General features: G+C 28.5%; 19 protein-coding genes. 17 read left to right on the top strand and 2 right to left on the bottom strand.

All coding sequences use genetic code 11. The annotated features are described in order from the left end of the window. The 11 genes from KJQ97_RS02760 to KJQ97_RS02710 all read left to right on the top strand — a co-directional run. Window positions 1–569, top strand: a 569-nt coding sequence (locus tag KJQ97_RS02760; protein WP_214119884.1) for an LptF/LptG family permease, incomplete at its 5' end; no start/stop codon positions are given. Between the two features lie 18 nt (window positions 570–587). Further along, entirely contained in the window at window positions 588–1,799 is a 1,212-nt protein-coding gene (gene lysA / locus KJQ97_RS02755) for a diaminopimelate decarboxylase (RefSeq protein ID WP_214119883.1), read from the top strand. A gap of 4 nt (window positions 1,800–1,803) precedes the next feature. Next, window positions 1,804–2,868, top strand: a complete 1,065-nt coding sequence (pheA, locus tag KJQ97_RS02750) for a prephenate dehydratase (RefSeq protein ID WP_214116008.1) — start codon at window positions 1,804–1,806, stop codon at window positions 2,866–2,868. Then, a complete protein-coding gene (fliF, locus tag KJQ97_RS02745; RefSeq protein ID WP_214115799.1) occupies window positions 2,865–4,553 on the top strand; it encodes a flagellar basal-body MS-ring/collar protein FliF in 1,689 nt (562 codons plus the stop codon). Before pheA ends, fliF begins: the two co-directional genes overlap by 4 nt. Beyond that, window positions 4,553–5,581 (top strand): flagellar motor switch protein FliG, encoded by a 1,029-nt coding sequence (fliG, locus tag KJQ97_RS02740; protein WP_214115798.1) that lies wholly within the window; start codon window positions 4,553–4,555, stop codon window positions 5,579–5,581. The genes fliF and fliG overlap by 1 nt, the downstream gene beginning before the upstream one ends. Next, a complete protein-coding gene (locus KJQ97_RS02735; protein WP_214119882.1) occupies window positions 5,581–6,363 on the top strand; it encodes a FliH/SctL family protein in 783 nt (260 codons plus the stop codon). Before fliG ends, KJQ97_RS02735 begins: the two co-directional genes overlap by 1 nt. Continuing rightward, window positions 6,353–8,158, top strand: a complete 1,806-nt coding sequence (dxs, locus tag KJQ97_RS02730) for a 1-deoxy-D-xylulose-5-phosphate synthase (protein WP_214119881.1) — start codon at window positions 6,353–6,355, stop codon at window positions 8,156–8,158. Before KJQ97_RS02735 ends, dxs begins: the two co-directional genes overlap by 11 nt. Then, window positions 8,155–8,664, top strand: a complete 510-nt coding sequence (locus tag KJQ97_RS02725; protein ID WP_214119880.1) for a phosphorylase family protein — start codon at window positions 8,155–8,157, stop codon at window positions 8,662–8,664. The genes dxs and KJQ97_RS02725 overlap by 4 nt, the downstream gene beginning before the upstream one ends. Further along, the gene (rlmN, locus tag KJQ97_RS02720; RefSeq protein WP_214115794.1) at window positions 8,661–9,725 is read left to right on the top strand and encodes a dual-specificity RNA methyltransferase RlmN; all 1,065 of its coding nucleotides are present in this window, start codon (window positions 8,661–8,663) and stop codon (window positions 9,723–9,725) included. Before KJQ97_RS02725 ends, rlmN begins: the two co-directional genes overlap by 4 nt. Beyond that, on the top strand, window positions 9,706–10,563 hold the full coding sequence (locus KJQ97_RS02715) for a helix-turn-helix transcriptional regulator (protein WP_214115793.1): 858 nt from the start codon (window positions 9,706–9,708) through the stop codon (window positions 10,561–10,563). Before rlmN ends, KJQ97_RS02715 begins: the two co-directional genes overlap by 20 nt. Then, window positions 10,563–10,937 (top strand): hypothetical protein, encoded by a 375-nt coding sequence (locus KJQ97_RS02710; RefSeq protein ID WP_214115792.1) that lies wholly within the window; start codon window positions 10,563–10,565, stop codon window positions 10,935–10,937. Before KJQ97_RS02715 ends, KJQ97_RS02710 begins: the two co-directional genes overlap by 1 nt. Window positions 10,938–10,941: 4 nt before the next feature. On the opposite strand, the gene KJQ97_RS02705 is transcribed toward KJQ97_RS02710, so the two are convergent. After that, complete coding sequence (locus KJQ97_RS02705) at window positions 10,942–11,712, bottom strand: DUF5718 family protein (RefSeq protein ID WP_214115791.1); 771 nt, start codon at window positions 11,710–11,712, stop codon at window positions 10,942–10,944. A gap of 95 nt (window positions 11,713–11,807) precedes the next feature. Between KJQ97_RS02705 and KJQ97_RS02700 the strand changes: the two genes are divergently transcribed. Further along, the gene (locus tag KJQ97_RS02700; RefSeq protein WP_214119879.1) at window positions 11,808–15,926 is read left to right on the top strand and encodes a hypothetical protein; all 4,119 of its coding nucleotides are present in this window, start codon (window positions 11,808–11,810) and stop codon (window positions 15,924–15,926) included. Between the two features lie 32 nt (window positions 15,927–15,958). Here KJQ97_RS02700 and KJQ97_RS02695 read toward each other — a convergent pair whose 3' ends face one another. Then, window positions 15,959–17,038: an Mrp/NBP35 family ATP-binding protein gene (locus KJQ97_RS02695; protein ID WP_214119878.1), complete on the bottom strand. Its 1,080-nt coding sequence runs from the start codon at window positions 17,036–17,038 to the stop codon at window positions 15,959–15,961. A gap of 51 nt (window positions 17,039–17,089) precedes the next feature. Here KJQ97_RS02695 and KJQ97_RS02690 point away from each other — a divergent pair, with 51 nt between their 5' ends. The 5 genes from KJQ97_RS02690 to apt are packed head-to-tail and all read left to right on the top strand — an operon-like array spanning window position 17,090 to window position 19,789. Further along, window positions 17,090–17,995, top strand: coding sequence for a lipoprotein N-acyltransferase Lnb domain-containing protein (locus KJQ97_RS02690; RefSeq protein WP_214119877.1), 906 nt, complete (start codon window positions 17,090–17,092; stop codon window positions 17,993–17,995). 8 nt (window positions 17,996–18,003) lie between these two features. Then, window positions 18,004–18,441: an SsrA-binding protein SmpB gene (gene smpB / locus KJQ97_RS02685; RefSeq protein WP_214115787.1), complete on the top strand. Its 438-nt coding sequence runs from the start codon at window positions 18,004–18,006 to the stop codon at window positions 18,439–18,441. Window positions 18,442–18,473: 32 nt separating this feature from the next. After that, complete coding sequence (locus KJQ97_RS02680) at window positions 18,474–18,914, top strand: RpiB/LacA/LacB family sugar-phosphate isomerase (RefSeq protein WP_214119885.1); 441 nt, start codon at window positions 18,474–18,476, stop codon at window positions 18,912–18,914. Next, the gene (locus KJQ97_RS02675; protein WP_214115786.1) at window positions 18,915–19,247 is read left to right on the top strand and encodes a hypothetical protein; all 333 of its coding nucleotides are present in this window, start codon (window positions 18,915–18,917) and stop codon (window positions 19,245–19,247) included. After that, complete coding sequence (gene apt, locus KJQ97_RS02670; protein ID WP_442862231.1) at window positions 19,241–19,789, top strand: adenine phosphoribosyltransferase; 549 nt, start codon at window positions 19,241–19,243, stop codon at window positions 19,787–19,789. The genes KJQ97_RS02675 and apt overlap by 7 nt, the downstream gene beginning before the upstream one ends.

The following is a 19,789-nucleotide window of genomic DNA, read 5'->3' as shown; positions in this document are numbered from 1 at the left end:
AATCTACAATGAATGATATTAAAATTATCAAAAAAACAAATAATGAAATATCTAAAATCATCTTAGCAAAAAGAGCAAATTTTATTGATAATAATTGGGTTTTAGAAGACGCAAAAGTTATGGAATTTAAATTAGGAAATAATTTTGATGATACCTTTATAATTAATCAAAATTTAGAAAAAGAAATGATTTTAAAAGATTTTAACCCAAGTTTGCTTGATAATTTAGGCACTGATGATAGTTCTTTAAAAGACGCATTTTTTTATCTTAATAATTTTGAAGCTAATAAAAACATAGCAAGAGCTAGTATTTATAAGCAAAGTATATTTTTATTATATGCTCCATTTTTTATGCTTATAATTTTTTACAATATTCCTATTATGCCAAGATATAATGATTTAAATATCTATGCTTTAACATATACAAGTTTATCTTTATTAGTTTATGGAGTTTTATTTTTGCTATTAAGATTTGCTAGTAATGGTAGTATAAATCCTGAACTAGCTATTCTTTTGCCAATAAGTATAATTATTGTATATTCATTAATGAAGTTTAATAAAAATAAGTGATTATAAAAGGAGCAAAAAATGGACTTTTTAAAACTTGCAAATGGTATTAATACACCTTTTTATTTGTATGATTTTAACGAGATTGAAAATAGATTTAATAGTATTAAAAAAGCATTTAGTGGAGCTAAAAATAATATTTTTTACGCGGTTAAGGCTAATTCAAATTTATCTTTATTAAAGTTTTTAGCGAATTTAGATAGTGGATTTGATTGTGTTAGTGCTAATGAGATTAGAAGAGCTTTAAAAGTAGGTGCTAAACCTTATAAAATAATTTTTAGTGGGGTTGGTAAAAGTGCAAGTGAATTAGAATTTGCAATAGAGCAAAAAATACTTTATATAAATGTAGAAAGTAGTGCTGAATTAGAGCTTTTAGAAAGTATTGCAAAGAGTAAAGACCAAGTAGTAAATATAAGTATTCGTGTAAATCCTAATATAGATGCAAAAACTCATCCTTATATTTCAACAGGTCTTAAAGAAAACAAATTCGGAGTTAGCCTAGATAATGCTAGGGTTATGTTTTTAAAAGCACATAAATCAGATTATTTAAATCCAGTAGGAGTTCATTTTCATATAGGTTCAAATATCTTAGAATTAAGTAGTATTATCCAAGCTGCTATTTTGGTAGAAAAATTTATAAAAGAGCTAAATACCGCAGGGCTAAATATTAAGTTTTTTGATATTGGTGGCGGAGTTGGTATCAAATACAAAAATGATGAAATCGAGCCTAATTTAGATGAGTTTGCACATATGATTAAAAATATTGCAAAAGCACAAGATTTGACAATTTGCTGTGAGCCAGGTCGCTATATTGTAGGAAATGCAGGTTATTTAGTAAGCAAGGTTTTATATGAAAAAATTAACGAAGGAAAAAGATTTGTAATATGCGATGCTTCTATGTGTGAACTAATTCGCCCAAGTTTATACGAAGCATACCACGAGATTTTAAGCTTTCCTAGTGTAAATAAACTAAACGAAAGTAGCAAAGCTGATTTAGTTGGTGGAGTTTGTGAAAGTGGAGATTTCTTAGCAAAAGATATAGTTTTACCACCTTTAATGGCAAATGATTTAGTAGTTATTAAAAGTTCAGGAGCTTACGGATTTGTAATGAGCTCAAATTATAATTCAAGAACAAAGGTTGCTGAATATTCTTTATATAACAATGAGTTAAAATTAATAAATAAAGCTCAAAGTTTTGATGAATTAATAGCTAATGAATTATCTTGTTTGTGAGTATATTATGAATTTAGAAGAAATTAGACAAAATATAAATAAAATTGATGATGAAATAATTAAATTATTAAATCAAAGAATGGAATTTGTAAAGCAAGTTGGTATTTTAAAGCATAATGAAGGTAGTCCAATTTATCGTCCTGTAAGAGAAAACGAGATAATAAATAGACTAAGTGAAAACAGCAAAGGCTTATTAGAAAAAGACGCAATTAAAGCAATTTATCAAGAGATTTTTGCAATTTCAAGAAATCTTGAATTACCACAAAGAGTTGCGTTTTTAGGTCCAATTGGCACTTATACTCATCAAGCAGCAAGATTATGGTTTGGAGCGCTTAGTGAATATATTGAGATTGCTACTATTGAAGATGTTTTTGTTAGTTTAAATAACGATGAAGTATCTTATGCAGTAGTTCCTATAGAAAACAATACAGAAGGTGGAGTTGGAGCTACTCTTGATTGTCTTGCAAAATACGATGATATTTTGATTTTTGCTGAAAATTATTTAGATATTCATCATTCATTCGCAAGCACAACTGATGATATAAGAGATATTAAAGTGATTTTTTCTCATCCACAAGGCTATAATCAGTGCAAAAAATTCTTAGAAGCTCATAATATTTTAGACATTGAGTTTGTCCCTACAAAAAGCACAGCCGCTGCTGCAAAATTAGCAAAAGATACGCCAAACTCAGCTGCAATTTGCTCAAAAATTGCAGCAAAATTAAGCGATTTGCCTTTAATGTTTGAGTGTATTGAAGATAATAAGGCAAATAAAACTAGATTTTTAGTGCTTAGCAAACATTCTTGCGAAAAATCAAGCAATTCTAAAACATCAATTCTAGCAAATACAGCACATAAAGCAGGTGCTTTAGTTGATTTGCTTAATGAGTTTAAAGAAGCAAATATCAACTTAACTAAAATTGAATCAAGACCTTTAAAGAAAAAAGAATTTGAATATAGTTTTTTTATTGATTTTGACGGACATATTGATGATTTGAATGTGCAAAAAATCTTAAAAAATAAAACAAATATAAAATGGCTTGGCTCATATTTAAAGAATGATAAATGATTAAGCAATTTTTACAAGGAATAGGCAAGTTCTATTCGGGTTTAGAAAAAAAACAAAAACTAACTATATTAGCAGCCATTATTGCAACCGTTGCTTTTATAGTTTTTTTACTCGTATATAATTCTGGTAATAATAAAAACTACTCTGGATATTCTGTTTTATTTGATGAATTAGATACTAAAAATTCAGCTGCAGTTGTGTCAATATTAGAAAAAAATCAGATAAATTATATTTTAAAAGATGAAAGCACCATTTTAGTTCCAAGTGCTGATGTTTATAAGCAGCGTTTAGAAGTGGCAAGTGCTGGAATTTTAAAGGATAATAAAGTAGGTTTTGAGATTTTTGATAAACAAGAATTTGGAGCTACTGATGAAGAACAAAAAATCAAGTTTAAAAGAGCTTTAGAAGGCGAATTAGCAAGAACAATTGAGAGCCTAAATCCTATTAATAAAGCTGCAGTTCATATTGCTTTTGGTAAAGAATCTTTGTTTGTAAAAGAAAAAGAGCCACCAACAGCTTCAGTAGTTTTAAATATTAAAATGGGTATGAAATTAGGTCAAAAACAAGTTTTAGGGATTAAAAATTTAATAGCATCATCAGTAGCTGGTTTAAGTGTTGAGAATGTTAAAATAATTGACCAAAATGGAGTTAATTTAGGTGCTGATGAAGTAGGGCTTGATGTAGATGAATTAAACGCACAAATAAATTATAAAAAAGAATATGAAAATTCATTAGAGCAAAAGATTATAAATGTTTTAGCACCTGTTCTTGGTGGTTGGGATAGAGTTGTTGCTAGAGTTAATGCTGATTTTAATTTTGATAAGGCAAATAGTCAAAGTGAAGTGTTTGACCCAAATTCAGTCGCTAGAAGTGAGCAAAGTTTAGAAGAGAAAAAAGAAGGCAAAAAAGGTAAAGAAGTAGGCGGAGTGCCAGGAGCAATATCAAATATTGGACCTGTTCAAGGCATTGAAGATGGAGAAAATAAAGAAAGTTATAGCAAAAATCAAAGCACAATTAATTATGAAATATCTAAAAAAATTACAACCATCAAAGGTCAATTTGCAACCTTAAATAGAATTAGTGCAGCAGTAGTAGTAGATGGAAAATACGAAATTGATGAAAATGGCGAAGTAAAATATGTAGCAATTAGCGATGATGAGCTTAAAAAATTACAAGGTTTGGTAAAAAACGCAATAGGATTTAATGATACTAGAGGAGATAGTGTTAGTGTTGATAATATTAGATTTAATAATATTAAAGCTCCAGTTCCACCATCAATTAAAATTACTAATTTCTTAGAAAGCTATATAATGCCGTTTATTCCACCTGCAAAATATATTTTTGCTATGGTGTTAATGTTTATATTTTATAAAAAGGTTATATCTCCGTTTATTAAGAAAATGCTTGAGGATAAGGTATTTACACCTGAAGAATTAGAAGAAATTAGGCGTGAAGAAGGTGCTGATGATGAAGAAGATGCGATAGAAAAATACCAACAAGCTAAGAAAAGAGTTGAAGAACAACTTGGAATTGACGCTGGATTTAGTGAAGATGAATTACAATATGATATTTTACTTGAAAAATTAAAAACTATTAGCACAGAAAAAAGTGATGAGGTTGCTATGCTATTTAAAAGTTTATTAAAAAACGATGCTGAATTTAATCAATCTCAAAAGGAAATGTAATGGCAAATTTAAGCAACGAACAAAAAAGCTTATATAATGATTTAAGTATTTTAGAAAAAATTGCAATATTTTTGGTTCTAATGGGAGAAGAGCCAAGCACACTAATATTTTCAAATCTTGATACAGATATGGTAATTGAAATCACAAAATATATTGCAAGTGCAAAGCAAGTCGATAGAGCAGTAGCTACTGCTGTATTAGAAGAATTTCACGCTTTACTTAAGTCAAATCAGTATATTAAAAATGGTGGTTTGGAATTTGCTAAAGAGATTTTATACAATACTTATGGGATTGAAGAAGCTGAAAAAATCTTATCAAAATTAGCAAAAACTTTAGATGGAAATCAAGCATTTTCTTATCTTAGCAATATTAAACCTCAACAATTAGCTGACTTTATCGTAAATGAATATCCACAAACAATAGCTTTAATTATTGCACATATGGAGCCTACTAGAGCAGCTGAGACTTTAGAGTTTTTTGAAGATAATTTAAGAAGTGAAGTAATCCATAGAATTGCTACTTTAGGTGATATTAGCCCAAGTATTATTAAAAGAGTTTCAACCGTTTTAGAGAGTAAATTACAATCTCTTACATCTTATAAAGTTGAAGTTGGAGGGACTAGAGCAGTTGCTGAAGTGCTTAATCGTCTAGGTCAAAAATCAAGCAAATCAACTATTGCATATTTAGAGCAAACTGATGAAAAACTTGCAACTACTATTAAAGATATGATGTTTACTTTTGATGATATTACTAAATTAGGCACAACAGCAATTAGAGAGATATTAAAAGTAGCTGATAAAAAAGATTTAATGATAGCTTTAAAAGGAAGCACGGAAGATTTAAAAGGTATGTTTTTATCTAATATGAGCCAAAGAGCAGCAGAGAGTTTTAATGAAGAAATGGGATTTTTAGGTGCTGTTAGGGTAAAAGATGTAGAAGAAGCACAAAGAAAAATCGTTGAAGTTGTTCAAAAGCTTAATGAAAGTGGAGTAATACAATTAGGCGAAAGTGATGAGATGATAGAATGATGAAAACTATTATTGATAATAAAGCCAAAGAGCATCATATTCAAAATTATAAATTTAAAATTCTAAGCTCATTTGATACTGATACAAGTGAAGAGCAGCTTAGTGAAGTTATTGAAACTCCACAAGAAATAAAAGAAGAGCCTGTAATAATTAAAGAAATTACTCCGCCACCACCACCGCCACCAAATCCAATCAATGAAGAAATGCTTAAAAAAATGGAAACTTTAAGCGATAATGTAGTAAAACTTCAAATGAAACTTGAAAAACAAGAAGAAGAATTTGAAAAAAGACTTTTAAATGAGATTGAAATAGCTAAAAAAAACGCTTATGAAGAAGGTTTAAACGCAGGTAAATCTCAAAATGAAGATAAAATAAACGAGCTTAGTATAAATGTATCAAATAGTATTAAAAAGCTTGAAAATAAATGCCAAGAATTAAGTGATTTTTGTGAAAAAACAAAAAGCGATTTAAACGAAGCTGCTTATTTAATAGCTAAAGAAGTAGTAAATAAAGAGCTAGAAACAAGTTCAGCAAAAATTGCTCTAGCTTATGCAAATACGATAATGCAAGGAATTGATAAAAGCATTAAGATTAAAATCAGTGTAAATCCTAAGGATTTTGATTATTTAAATAAAGAATTAAGTTCAAATAGGATTGAAATCTTAGCTGATGATGCTATTAATAAGGGTTGTTTGATTATTAATTCAGATACATTAAATACTCAAATTAACTTAAAAGAAAGATTAGCACAAGCAAGGAGTATGATATTAGATGAAGCGTAAAATTGAAAATATCAAAAGCCTTAATGAAAACGAATTAAAAGAATTATGTAGTGATATAAGAGCTACAATCATTGAGCAAGTTAGCAAAAACGGCGGTCATTTATCGTCTAATTTAGGCGTGGTTGAACTAAGCGTTGTTCTTCATCATTTATTTGATATAAAGGAAAATCCTTTAATTTTTGATGTATCTCATCAATGCTACGCACATAAAATATTAACAAATAGGAATTTAGAAAATCTAAGACAATTTAATGGAATTAGTGGTTATACCGAGCCAAATGAGAGCGAGTATGATTTTTTTATAGCAGGGCATTCATCTACTTCAATATCTCTTGCAACGGGGGTTGCAAAGGCTTTTAGTCTTAATAAAAAAGATGCAATTCCAATTGCTATTATTGGTGATGGGGCGATGGGCTGTGGATTAGCTTATGAAGCTTTAAATGAATTAGGAGATAGAAAATATCCAAGTATTATTATCTTAAATGATAATAAAATGAGTATTAGTAAGCCTATTGGTGCGGTTTCAAGATTTTTATCAAAAAGTTTATCAAGTCCAATTTATCAAAAATTTAAAAAAGGCGTTGAAGCAATGCTTGAATACTTGCCTGAAGGTGCTAGATATACTGCAAAAAGATTTGAAGATGGATTTAAATTAATCACTCCTGCTGGAATGTTTTTTGAAGAATTAGGACTTGAATATATTGGCCCAATTGATGGGCATAATATTGCTGATTTAATAACTGCATTAAATCTAGCAAAAAGTCTTAAAAAGCCTGTATTATTGCATATTCAAACAATCAAAGGCTATGGTTATGAGTATTCTTTAAATGATGAGGGTAGTTGGCACGGAGTTGGAGCTTTTGATATAAAAACAGGTAAGAGTTTAAGTAGTTCAAAAAAACCTAGTGTAACGGCAATTTTTAGTGATATTTTAGATGAACTAGCAAGTAAAAATGAAAAAATAGTAGGTCTTAGTGCAGCTATGCCAAGTGGCACAGGAATTGATAAATTAATAGCAAAATATCCTAATAGATTTTATGATGTAGGAATAGCAGAAGCTCACGCAGTAACTTCAATGGCTGCTATGAGTAAATGTGGTTTTATGCCTGTTGTAGCTATTTATTCAACTTTTTTGCAAAGAGCTTATGATAGTTTAATTCACGATTGTGCAATACTTAATCTTAATATGGTTTTTGCACTTGATCGTGCAGGGATTGTAGGAAATGATGGCAAAACTCATCAAGGAGCTTTTGATATTTCATATATATCTTGCATACCTAATTTTAAAATTTGTGCTCCAACGAATGCTAAAAGTTTTAAATTATTGCTTGAATACGCTACAAGTAAAGTTGGGTTAATTGCTATTCGCTATCCAAGGGGAAGTTTTGCTTTAGATGAGAGCTATGAGCCAAGTTTAAAAACTCATTTTATTAAAAATGTAAATTCTAATATAAGCTTTTTAGGTTTTGGAGAAGGCGTTGCAAAAGCTTTAGCAGTTAGTGAAGAAATCAATGCAAATGTAATTGATTTAGTATTTGCTAAACCACTTGATAAAGAGTTTTTATTAAATCTTGCTAAGAGTTCAAAAGAATGGCATATTTTTAGCGAAAGTGCAAAAATAGGCGGATTAAATTCTATAATTTCTAGCTTTTTAAAAGAATATGATTTAGACATTAAATTAATATCTTATGAATACGAAGATGAGTTTATAACTCACGGAAATACAAATGAAGTTATGCAAAGCTTAGGGCTTGATGCAAAAAGTATTATAAATAAAATTAAAGGCAATAAATGATAGTTAGTGCAGGAATAAGTGAGATTTATGATTACGCAGAGCCTATTGGATTAGGTAGTAATTGTTCTATAAAACTTAGCGAATTAATACTTAAAAAGCAGCCAAAAAGATTGATTTTTATAGGTTCAATGGGGCTTTATACTAAAGAAATTGAGCTTTTTAGCGTAAATGAGTTTAAAAGTGCTGTAAATATTGAATTAGCTATGTTAGATGATTTAGTTTATACCCCTATGAAAACTAATGAAGTTTCTAATTTAAATTCTTCTAATTATATTTGTAAAAATTACGAATACGCTAAGAAAATGAATGAAAAATACGGGATATTAGGCGAAAATATGGAGTGTTTTAGTTTTTTTGCGACTGCTAATTATTATAAAATTCCAGCTAGTGCAATTTTAGTAGCGACTAATTATTGTGATGAATTCGCACACGAAGAATATATAAAAAACATAGCAAAAGCTAATGAAATACTAGAAAATTACTTAGAAAACAAAGGACTTTTATGAAAGAATTATTAGATTTTTTACCAGAAGAATATAACCTTAGTCCAAAATATCTAAATAATGAATTAGCAAAATTTGTATATCAAAAATATATAAATGATTTTAGCGAAGCTACAAGTTTATCAAAAGCTCTAAGAGAGCAATTAAAAAATGAATTTAACATTATGCCACTTAGCTTAAAAATAGCTCAAACAAGCATTGATGGGAGTATTAAATTCTTATTTTCCTTGCACGATAATCACACAATAGAAAGCGTTTTGCTACCTATGAAAAAAGAAAGAATAGAAAATGGTGTGAAAAAAAGTGCAAAATACACTATTTGTATAAGTAGCCAAGTAGGTTGCAAAAGTGGTTGTGCCTTTTGTTTAACTGGCAAAAGTGGGCTTATTAGAAATCTTAGCACAGCTGAAATAGTAGCCCAAGTATTATTTATCAAAAAATACGCAAAAATTCCTTATGAGCAAGGTATTAATATAGTTTTTATGGGTATGGGAGAGCCACTTGATAATTTAAAAGCAGTTAGCAAGGCTATTAAAATCTTTTCTCATAACGATACTCTAGCAATATCACCACGCCGTCAAACAATCTCAACAAGTGGTCTTGCAAAGCAAATTGAAGAATTAGGCAAGATGAATTTAGGTGTATTACTTGCAATTTCGCTTCACGCTGTAAATGATACTTTAAGAGATGAATTAATGCCTATTAATAAGGCTTATAATATTGAAAGTGTTTTAAATGCGGTAAGGAATTTCCCAATAGATGCTAGAAAAAGAGTGCTATTTGAATATTTATGTTTAGGTGGGATTAATGATGATTTAAGCCACGCAAAGGCTTTAGTAAAATTACTACACGGAATAAAAGCTAAGATAAATTTAATTTATTTTAACCCACACGAAGGCAGTATCTATAAACGCCCAAGTGAAGAAAAAGTAATTGCTTTTAGAGATTATTTACAAGCACACGGACAAAACGCTACCATTAGACAAAGCAAAGGGCTTGATATTAGTGCAGCGTGCGGGCAATTAAGAAATAACGAGGATGAAAATGCAAAAACCATCATATAGAATAGCTCAAATATTAGTAAGACTTTATAATGAAGAGATATTAAATAAGCACGATTTAGCTGAAGAATTTGGAGTAAATGCTAAGACTATTCAGCGTGATATTAATGAAAGATTATCAAAATTACCAATAATTGCTAGAAGAAATGGGGATTATAGTTTAGATAAAGCTTATATCAAAAGCAATCACGAAGAGATTAGAAAACTTATAAAAATATTTGATATTACTATGCTTCCAACAAGGCTTAGCGATGAGTTTTTAAACAATCTTTTTACTCAAAAAGAACTACCAATTACTAATATTAAAAATAACGAAATTGATGATATTAGCAGTGTTTATGAGAGCTTAACTAATGCAATTTTAAATAAGGTAAAAATTAAAATAACTTATAATGCAAAAGAAAGAATTCTAATGCCTTATAAATTAGTAAATCATCAAGATATTTGGTATTTATTAGCTTGTGAAGAAGCTGAACTTAAAAGCTTTACTTTATATAAAATCAAAAATTTATTAATCACACAAGAAGAATTCATCCCAAATGAAAGCACACAAGAGCTGATTAACAATAATTCAAGTAGTTTTATATCAAATAATATTACAAATGTTATTTTAGAATTAGATTGTGTTGCTAAAGAATATTTTTTAAAAAGAGCAATATTAAAAAATCAAAGAATAATCTCAAGCCATTTAGACAAAATCATAATAGAAACAGAAACAAGCTATGAAGATGAGATTATTAGGCTAGTTTTTAAATGGATTCCACATATTAAAATTCTTGAGCCAAAAAGCTTAGCAAATGAGTGCAAGGCTAGAATTAAAGAATATTTAAAGAATATATAATGCAAAAGCAAAAGATATTTGAAATAATTTGTAATGAGTGTAAAGAAAAGCAAATTAGTATAGTAAATATTGAAGGATTTAGCATAATAAATGAAGAGATTTTTTGTCTAAAAAGCTCAAATAAGATTTCTTATAATGATTTAAGATATATTGATTTTGCTTATATTTTATTAGAAATTAACACGAAAAATAGTTTAATAAATGCTTTTAGTATAGCTGCAAAATTAGTAAGCGATGATTATGAAGAACATAAAGAATTATTAAAAAAATGCTTTTTGCTCTTAGATGATACAACGCATTTTAAAGACCTTGAAAAATGCTTAATAATGTTGCAATTAAAAGAAAGTTACGATAAGTTAGAAGATAAATTCTAGTAAATTATTTACTAGAATTATTGCTTTTTACTATTTGATGAAGGCAAGAGCCATCTTTAACATTTATAAATTCATCATTTTTAGAAATAGCTACAAAGATTTCATCATTATTTTTTAAATAGTGTTTTTCTCCAAAAGGAGTATAAGATAAAGCACCTAAACATATCAATAAATTTGCAGGCTTACTAGCTATTAAAGGTCTTATATCTTCAAGGGTTGCTATGTCTATTTGATTATTTATAGTATCAATTAGCCAAGTGATTAATGTATTTGAATAATAAAAATAATTTTTTATATAATCTTCGTTTGCGTATTTTATTATCTCATTATCTCTTTTTAAATAGCAGTGGATTTTATAATCATTTAATTCATCAAGATTATTTAAAGGAACTAAATTCCCAATACCTTTACTAGCAGTTGAGAAGTTCTTTTTAGAAGATATTTTATTTTCATTTACTCTTTTACTAGCGTCATTAAACGCTGCATAAAATTGTGGTTTTAAATCACTTAGTTTATCATTTTCATAAAAAGCTTTAAAAATTACACATAATTCAGGCTCAATTTGAACAAAATCTCCATCTAAAATAAGCTCATTTTCACTAATACAAAATCTCTTTAAATATTCTTTATCACTATCTTTAGAGTAGAATGGAAACACACCTTTAGGTGCAAAATCACTTGTATGTAATTCAGTAAAATCTTTAGCTTCGTTAGCTTGATTTAAATGATTAGGAACATTTCCTATCACACCTAAGCATAAATAGTCTTTAAACATTATTTTTCCTTAAATTGAAATATTTTTATAATTTATAGCATTAATTGATAAGTTTTATGTAAAATAAATATACTTTTTTTATTTTAGGAGAAAATATGAAAAAAACGATATTTCTATCCCTATGTGCGATAAGTGTATTGCACGGGAGTATGGTAACAACAGAAAATAAAATTAAAGGTATTTTTATTGGAAATGTTGATAATGCGTATGGTGCTGCACGTACTAAACTTGAATTAATACAAGACTTTTATAATTATGGTCGTGATAATGCAATCATTGGTTGTCTTCACGGAAGACCTGGTAGTGATGCTTGGGCTTATTATGATTGTGCTTCTTTAATGCAAGTTTATAGTTATAAAGATGGTAGCGGAAATCCTGAAGCAGATAATGCAAATTATAGAGATAATGTGTATTGTATGGTTGATGGTAGTAGTGATTTAGGAACAAATAAAATTCCAAATGCTAGTGAGTTTATTGCAAATATTAATAAAGCTAATCTTGATAAAGGATTATATGTTTCAAAAGATAAGATAAGCCCAAGTATTAAATATGATACTACTATATATCAATACAACTTAGGAAATTATCAAGAATCATATAAAGATTTTGGCGTAAATACTACAGGTAGATTATTAGTAGTTGCTAACAATCAAAAAGAATACAATCCATTTAGTTTTTATCTAAGCGATAATATTAATCTTGGCTCTTTTCCTAATGATTTTAAAAACTTCGTAAATCAAAATCTAGGTATACAAAATGGACAAATGATACCAGGAACAGGTTCAAAACGCTCTAATATGTATCAAAGTTGGGCTCTTTTAGCTCAAAGAACAATATCAGGTGGCAAAGATAGAGGTGCTTGGTGTAATCAGATTTATCACTGGGATGATCGTAGGTTTAGAAGTGGTTCAGGTTGTGGTTCTAGTGATTGGAATAGTTTAAGCGCTCATGGAAAATATGTTAGATTTTTCCATTCTTTATGGGGTTTAGGCTATCAATTTAGAGCTTCTACTGCTAGTGATCATGTTTTAGACTATACAACAGGTATGGCTCAATATGGTGGGATAAAAAATGAATATGGTCAAGTAGTTCCTTTTGGAATTAGTGGAGACCTTTATGGTTCTGCAGAATTTAGAGGGGATGATACCTATGTTAGACATTATCCAGATGGTTATTATAAAGATATGTATTATAAAACTTATAATCTAAGAAAAATAACCGAAGCAATTACTTTAAAAAATATAAGCTTATACGGAACTAATGAGTTTAATAATAAAGATAATGTGTTTCCTTTTTTTAATAAGAATTTAGATCAAGGTATTAATAATTCTAATGCTTTTGGTAATAATAATAAGATAGGAAAATGCTATTTTATTAATTTACAATATTATGGAAGTAAAAATCAAAATGGTTATGCAAAGTTTGAAGCTATGCAATCTAGCAAATTATTATGGAATAAACCAGCTAATGAGTTTTTACAAAACTATATAAGTAGTTTAGATGGTAAATATGCAATCGCTAATTACTCAATAGATAGAAGCAATATTTATACTAGAGCAACTTCTGGTGAAGAGCATATATTTACTTTAAATACTAGACCTACAAGTTTTAGATATGATGATGCGAAAAAATACGGCAATTCTTCAAATGGCAAAATTGGTGCTAGATATTATTTACATTTTTATCCTGACGCTGATGGAGCTAAAACTACTGAAATTGATAAAAATTTAGTTCCTAGAAAAGCAAAAGTTGAAAATTTACCAAGTAGCTTTAATGATAAAGAATTTTATGTTGTAACAGAGCTTAAATACGGAGTAAATAATAATGCTCAATTATCATTTACATACGAAGGCGTTGATTTAGACCCTAATAGATTAGGCTTTGAAAATAAACAAGAATGCGATATAAGTAGTGGTAAAAACTGCTCTAATATGAAATTTAAATTTAAAGATTTCAAATACAAAACTTATAAATTAAGCAAAACTGATGGTGGCTTTAAAGTAATTAGTGAAGATAGTGAAAAGAATGGCTATTTTTCAAGTGAATACACAACTGATGTTATGGCATTAAGAGTTGATGAAGGGTTATTAGATGCAATTAAATATAAATCTGGTGAATCAATACTATTAGAACTTACACTTGATAAAGGTTTTTATGCTGATAATAGACCATTTTTTGAAACCGATTCAAATACTATCATTAATGCTAAATCATCAGGTAAGTTTTATGTAATTATTAGCGATATTAATTTTAATGCTAGTAATGTAGATTTTGGTTCTATTTGGAATAAACAAGACCCTGATAAAATGCCTGTATTAAACAGCACTAGCACAGGTTTTAATCCTACAACTGCAAATACTAGAATAGCTGGAGAACCTGTTTATTTAGGTATTCAAAGTGCAAAATCATCAAATAAATTAAATAATATTGATAATTTTGTAACTTTTGATGTAATAGATGCAAATACTAATGCAATATTGAAATCAGCAAATCTTACTTATTATGACAATGGAACAAGCAAGGTTAATATTAGTCATGAAAATGATTATTTAGTAGGCAATGCAATATTTACTCAAACAGGATTTAGTGGTGCTTATCCGTTTTATAATGGCGTTGTAAAGATTGATGATTTAAAAGTAGGTAGATATAAAGTATGCTATACAATATATTCTAAATCTCAAGTTCAAGAAGAAATCAATAAAAACAATAACAATAAAGACGCTAAAAGCCTAATTGAAGTGCCTGTAAAAGCTAGAAATTGCACTAATGATTTTAGTTTAAGACCTGCTTTAGTTGAATACACTACAAGCACTACATTTACAGCTGGAGAAAATGCTCTTGCGGGTGGAAAAGTAGCAGTATTTAATGCGGGATTAAAAGATGCTAAAGATAAGCTAATAGTAACAAATGAAGAATTTGCTTTAACAAAAACTACTTTAAGTGTAGAAGATAGTCAAGGTAAAAATTATGATTTTAGTTTAAATGCAACTAATAAAAATACTATATCTGATAGCAATGAAGTTGCGTTTGTAAAAGACAATAATAATACCTATAAAATCAATGACGCAGTTGTAAATTTCCCATTATCAACTGATGCAAAACTTAAATTATACGAAGGTAAATTCACAAAACCAGATAGTATTAAAGGTTTATGTAATGTAAATGCTATCAATAATAAAGTAGATGAATATGGAAAAGTAGGTTGTTTAATTGATAGTAAAAGTGCTATAAGTATTAATTTTGCTAGCACTAAGGAATATGTTTTAAGAACTCCTATAATAAACAATGCCTTTACAGATGAAAAAACATTCTTTAAGAGTGAAGTAGGCGATAATAATAGCTTAAAGATTTATTATGTATTTAATAATTTAGGTGCTAAGGATACAAATAGCTTAAATTATGTATATCATAAATTTAGCAAAGACCATAATCTTGAGTATGAATTAAATTTTGATAATACTGATAAACAAGCTAAAGATAGATATTTAGTAAATATTGATGAAAATTATACGGATAAAAGCTTTAATACGACAATTAATGGTGCAAATCAAATTCTAGTAGATAGAGTTATCATTACAAAAGATAAGTTAAATAAAGATTTTGATAAAAAATTAGAAGATTTATATAACAATACAAAAACAAATAACATTAATGCTGTTATAGCTGGATTTGCTGCACCAAAAGATAAAATATCTGTAGATTTAGAATTAGCTTACACTAAATACAAAAAAACTCCAGATAATAAAACAATAGATACTAATGCAAGTTTAGCTAAGCCAAGTGTTGCTGAGTTTTCATTATTAAAATCATCAAAAGTTTCTTTAGATGGAGCTAGCACTAATTTAGCTAATGAATACTCATTTATCTTTACTAATGTTACTTATAAAGATAATAAAGTAACAAATACTGACAAAATTACTTTAAATCCTACAACAGATTTAGAGCTTTATTATTTAAATAAGAAAAACGAAAGAACAAAAATACCTTTAAAGAGTTCTTTATATTATAAAGACGCTGGTGCTATTATTAATGAATTATCATTTAATGCTGAATATGGCTCAAGCTTTTCTAAAAATCCAAAAACAGGCGAAGTAACTATCACACTAACACCTGATAATGCTAAAAAGCAATACATTAAAGAAGTAATTAATCTTAATAATACAAGTGATTTACATGGTGGTAAGTTCAGTTTAGAATTTACAAATGCTAAGTAATTTTAAGAAGGGTTTAAAAACCCTTCTTTTTATTAATGACAAGCCGGAGTGTTTGTCGTTGGTTGAATACTAGAATTATCAGCTTTAGTAGTGTTTAAAAACTCAATTAATTTAAATGCAGCTTCTTCATATCTTTTTGCTACTATTGAATTTGGCTCACACATAGAAATAGGCTTACCACTATCTCCACCCGTTCTAATTGATAAATCAATAGGAATACAAGCTAAAACAGAGCAATCATATTCATGAGCTAAATTAAGCGCTCCACCTTTACCAAAAATCTCATGCTCAACATCGCAATTAGGACAAATAAAACCACTCATATTCTCAATTACACCAGCTACAGGTATATTTAATTTATTAAACATATCTAAAGCTCTTTTACTATCATCAAGACTTACTGCTTGTGGGGTGCTAACACAAACTCCCGCACTAACAGGCACGCTTTGAGCTAGAGTAATTTGTGCATCACCTGTCCCTGGAGGCATATCGAGTAATAATACATCAAGCTCACTCCATAACACATCGCATAAAAGTTGCTCAATCGCTTTCATAACCATAGAGCCTCTCCACATTAATCCTTGTCCTTCTTCAATTAAAATTCCCATACTCATAAACTCAATTCCATAAGCTTTAACAGGACGGATTTTATTGCCTACTACTACAGGTTTTTCGTTTTCAGCACCAAGCATTCTTGGCATATTAGGACCATATATATCAGCATCTAGCACTCCTACTTTTTTACCAAGTTTTGCAAGTGATAATGCTAGATTTAGAGTAGTTGTGCTTTTGCCAACTCCACCTTTTCCACTACTAATCATCACAAAATGCTTAATTTGTGGAGCTAGATTTTTGATTTTTGGTCTTTTTACTTCTGGCTCTTCTAATTTTGGTTGAATGATTTTAAGCTCAAGTTTATAATGATTATTTCTAGCTATTGCTTCACATTCATTTCTAATAGCATTTGCTATTTCTACACTTGCAGCTGGAATTTCAATATCCATTAGGATAATATCTCCTGCTAATTCGCACCTTTTTACAAAACCAAAACTTACAATATCCTTTTGAAAATTAGGATATTTGACATTTTTGAATAGTTCAATTATTTCCATTTTTTCTCCTTTTTTTACCTTTTATGCTAACAAAAAAAGTAAAATAATAAGATGAAATTTGTGTTTTTATTAATTATTAGTATTTTTTTAAGAGCAAGTGATATTAGTGTTTGTTATGTAAGTGATAGCTACAAGCGACTTGATACTATGTTTGGGCATATATTTTTAGCTTATAATAATAGAGCAGCTAGTTTTAATCTAAATAGTAATTTAAATATTAAAGATAATTTATCAGCACTTTTTGGAGTAGAAGGCATTATGCAAATTTTGCCTAAGGATAAATTAATTAAGTTTTATGAAGATGATGAAAGACAAGTAAAATGCTATCCGCTTAATTTAGATGATAGCCAAGAAGCCAATCTATCAGCTTTATTTTACGAAGATGAGATTTATGATACTTATACATTTTTGCATAAAAATTGCTCATCAGCTTTAAGTATGTATGCCAAAAACTATGGTGTTAATCTTAAATCAAGCCTAATTCCAATTCGTTTTGTATCGCTTAATACTGATTATAAAAAGAACTTTCATAAAGTAGGATTGTTTTATGAATATGATAAAAAAAATAGCCTTGATTTTGAGATAAGTATTCTTAGTCTAAATGATAAATTATCTCATAGTTTAAATATATTAAACTTTAATAAAAATTATATAAGCCCTATAAAAATTAGCGAATACGAAAAGATTAGCTATGAATTTGAATTAGGAATTAGATATAAAAAGGCTAGGGTTTTTGCTAATTTTTTCTTAGGGTATTATTATGAAGGTTTTTTTATAGGGGCTAATAATTATGGCTTAAACATAGGTTATTTAAAGGATTTTGATAATTTTGGTATAAAAATTAGTGCTGATAAAAAACATATAAATCTTAATACTTATTTTGATTATAAAAATTATCGTTTAAGTTTAATTGCTAATCAAAATTACGCTAAAATCGGTCTTATATACTCATTTTAAGGATAATAATGAAAAGCGTTGCAGAGAATAAAAAAGCAAGATTTGAATATAGCATAATTGATACTTATGAATGTGGTTTTGCCTTATTAGGTAGCGAAGTTGTAGCTGTAAGACACGGCAAAATCAATTTAAAAGATTCTTTTGTAAGGATAATCAAAGGTGAAGCTTGGCTACTTGATAGCCACATAGGTCATATGAATACGGCGAATAAATACTTCACTCACGAAGATAGAAGAGCTAGGAAATTATTGCTTCATCGTGCAGAAATTGATAAATTAATAGGTAAAATCAGCACAGATGGATTTACTTTAGTAATACTAAATTGTTATTTTAAGCGTGGGATTTTGAAAGGAACTCTAGCTTTAGCAAAAGGAAAAAATCTTCACGACAAGCGTCAAGCAATCAAAGAAAGAGATTTAAAACGAGAAGCAAGAGCGTATTATTAATTAACTCTTAAATATTAAACTAAAATTATTTTATATTAAGGAAAAATATGAGAATTTATTTTGCAAACGACCACGCAGCAACTAAGTTAAAGTTTAGTTTGATTGAATACTTTAGTAAAGAATACGAATGTATAAATCTTGGTTGTGATAGTGATGATAGTGTGGATTATCCTGATTATGCTAATAAATTAGCAAATGAGCTTAAAAACGATACAAATGCAATAGGTGTTATTATTTGCGGAAGTGGTATAGGAATTAGCATAGCGGCAAATCGTCATAAGCATATTCGTGCAGCACTTTGTCATTGCGAAGATTATGCAAGATTAGCAAGAGAACATAATGACGCTAATGTTATATCTTTAGGCGCTAGATTTGTTGATTTTGAACTTGCAAAAAAATTAATCATAACCTTTATAAATACCCCATTTCTTGGTGGAAGACACGAAAATAGAGTAAAAAAATTAGGGCAATAAATGTTATTTATTTGGATGGTTATTACTGCTTTAGTTTGTATATGTATTTATTTTTTAGTGATGACTTATTATTATAAATCATTACTTAATAAAGAAAGAGCCTCAAAAGAGTTTTTAAAAACTAATTTTGATGATACAGAAGTGGTTATGAGAAAGCTACAAACACAACTTCAACGCTCTTTAGGAAATATAGATGTATTAAATGAAGAATTAGATAAGGTAAAAAGTGAATTAACAAGCCTTAGGACAAGAAATTCTCAATATCGCTTAGAAAATAATAAATTAAATACAAAAATCAAAGAATTAGAAGCAAAAATTGAAAGCTTATTATAAGGATTAATATGAATATAGAAAAATTATTAAATGAGAAGATAAAAAGATATCCAAACTACCCAAAAGAAGGAATTGTATTTGCAGATATTACCACGCTTTTAGCAGATAAAGAAGGTTGGCAAGTTTTAATAAATCACTTAAAAGATAAATATAAAGATGAAGAATTTGATTTTTTAGTAGGAGCTGAAAGTCGTGGCTTTATTTTTGCAGCTGCATTAGGAGCTATTTTAAATATCCCTTTTGTTCCAATTAGAAAGAAAAATAAACTCCCAGGAGAGCTATTAAGTATTGAATATGATTTAGAATACGGCAAAGATAAAATAGAGATGAAAAAGGACGCATTTTTAGGCAAAAAAGATGTAAAAGTTCTTTTTATGGATGATTTATTAGCAACGGGTGGCACTAGCATTGCTTGTATGAAATTATTAAAATTAGCAGGTGCTAAAGAGATTAAGAGTTGTTTTTTAATAGATATAAATATCGGTGGATATAAAGCTTTAAAAGAGCATTGTGATGATATTTATTGCATTTTAAAGGATTAG

This window comes from Campylobacter sp. 2018MI01 (genome assembly GCF_018501205.1).
GTDB lineage: Bacteria > Campylobacterota > Campylobacteria > Campylobacterales > Campylobacteraceae > Campylobacter_E.
This window is presented reverse-complemented; position numbering and strand designations above follow the sequence as displayed.

Bases quoted from the DNA above. Each gene is read 5' to 3' on its own strand.
- KJQ97_RS02715 (WP_214115793.1), top strand. From the start codon at position 9,706: ATGCAAAAACCATCATATAGAATAGCTCAAATATTAGTAAGACTTTAT.
- KJQ97_RS02735 (WP_214119882.1), top strand. From the start codon at position 5,581: ATGAAAACTATTATTGATAATAAAGCCAAAGAGCATCATATTCAAAAT.
- KJQ97_RS02710 (WP_214115792.1), top strand. From the start codon at position 10,563: ATGCAAAAGCAAAAGATATTTGAAATAATTTGTAATGAGTGTAAAGAA.
- fliG (WP_214115798.1), top strand. From the start codon at position 4,553: ATGGCAAATTTAAGCAACGAACAAAAAAGCTTATATAATGATTTAAGT.
- KJQ97_RS02675 (WP_214115786.1), top strand. From the start codon at position 18,915: ATGTTATTTATTTGGATGGTTATTACTGCTTTAGTTTGTATATGTATT.
- KJQ97_RS02705 (WP_214115791.1), bottom strand. From the start codon at position 11,712: ATGTTTAAAGACTATTTATGCTTAGGTGTGATAGGAAATGTTCCTAAT.
- smpB (WP_214115787.1), top strand. From the start codon at position 18,004: ATGAAAAGCGTTGCAGAGAATAAAAAAGCAAGATTTGAATATAGCATA.
- KJQ97_RS02695 (WP_214119878.1), bottom strand. From the start codon at position 17,038: ATGGAAATAATTGAACTATTCAAAAATGTCAAATATCCTAATTTTCAA.
- KJQ97_RS02690 (WP_214119877.1), top strand. From the start codon at position 17,090: ATGAAATTTGTGTTTTTATTAATTATTAGTATTTTTTTAAGAGCAAGT.
- KJQ97_RS02725 (WP_214119880.1), top strand. From the start codon at position 8,155: ATGATAGTTAGTGCAGGAATAAGTGAGATTTATGATTACGCAGAGCCT.
- lysA (WP_214119883.1), top strand. From the start codon at position 588: ATGGACTTTTTAAAACTTGCAAATGGTATTAATACACCTTTTTATTTG.
- dxs (WP_214119881.1), top strand. From the start codon at position 6,353: ATGAAGCGTAAAATTGAAAATATCAAAAGCCTTAATGAAAACGAATTA.
- KJQ97_RS02700 (WP_214119879.1), top strand. From the start codon at position 11,808: ATGAAAAAAACGATATTTCTATCCCTATGTGCGATAAGTGTATTGCAC.
- fliF (WP_214115799.1), top strand. From the start codon at position 2,865: ATGATTAAGCAATTTTTACAAGGAATAGGCAAGTTCTATTCGGGTTTA.
- rlmN (WP_214115794.1), top strand. From the start codon at position 8,661: ATGAAAGAATTATTAGATTTTTTACCAGAAGAATATAACCTTAGTCCA.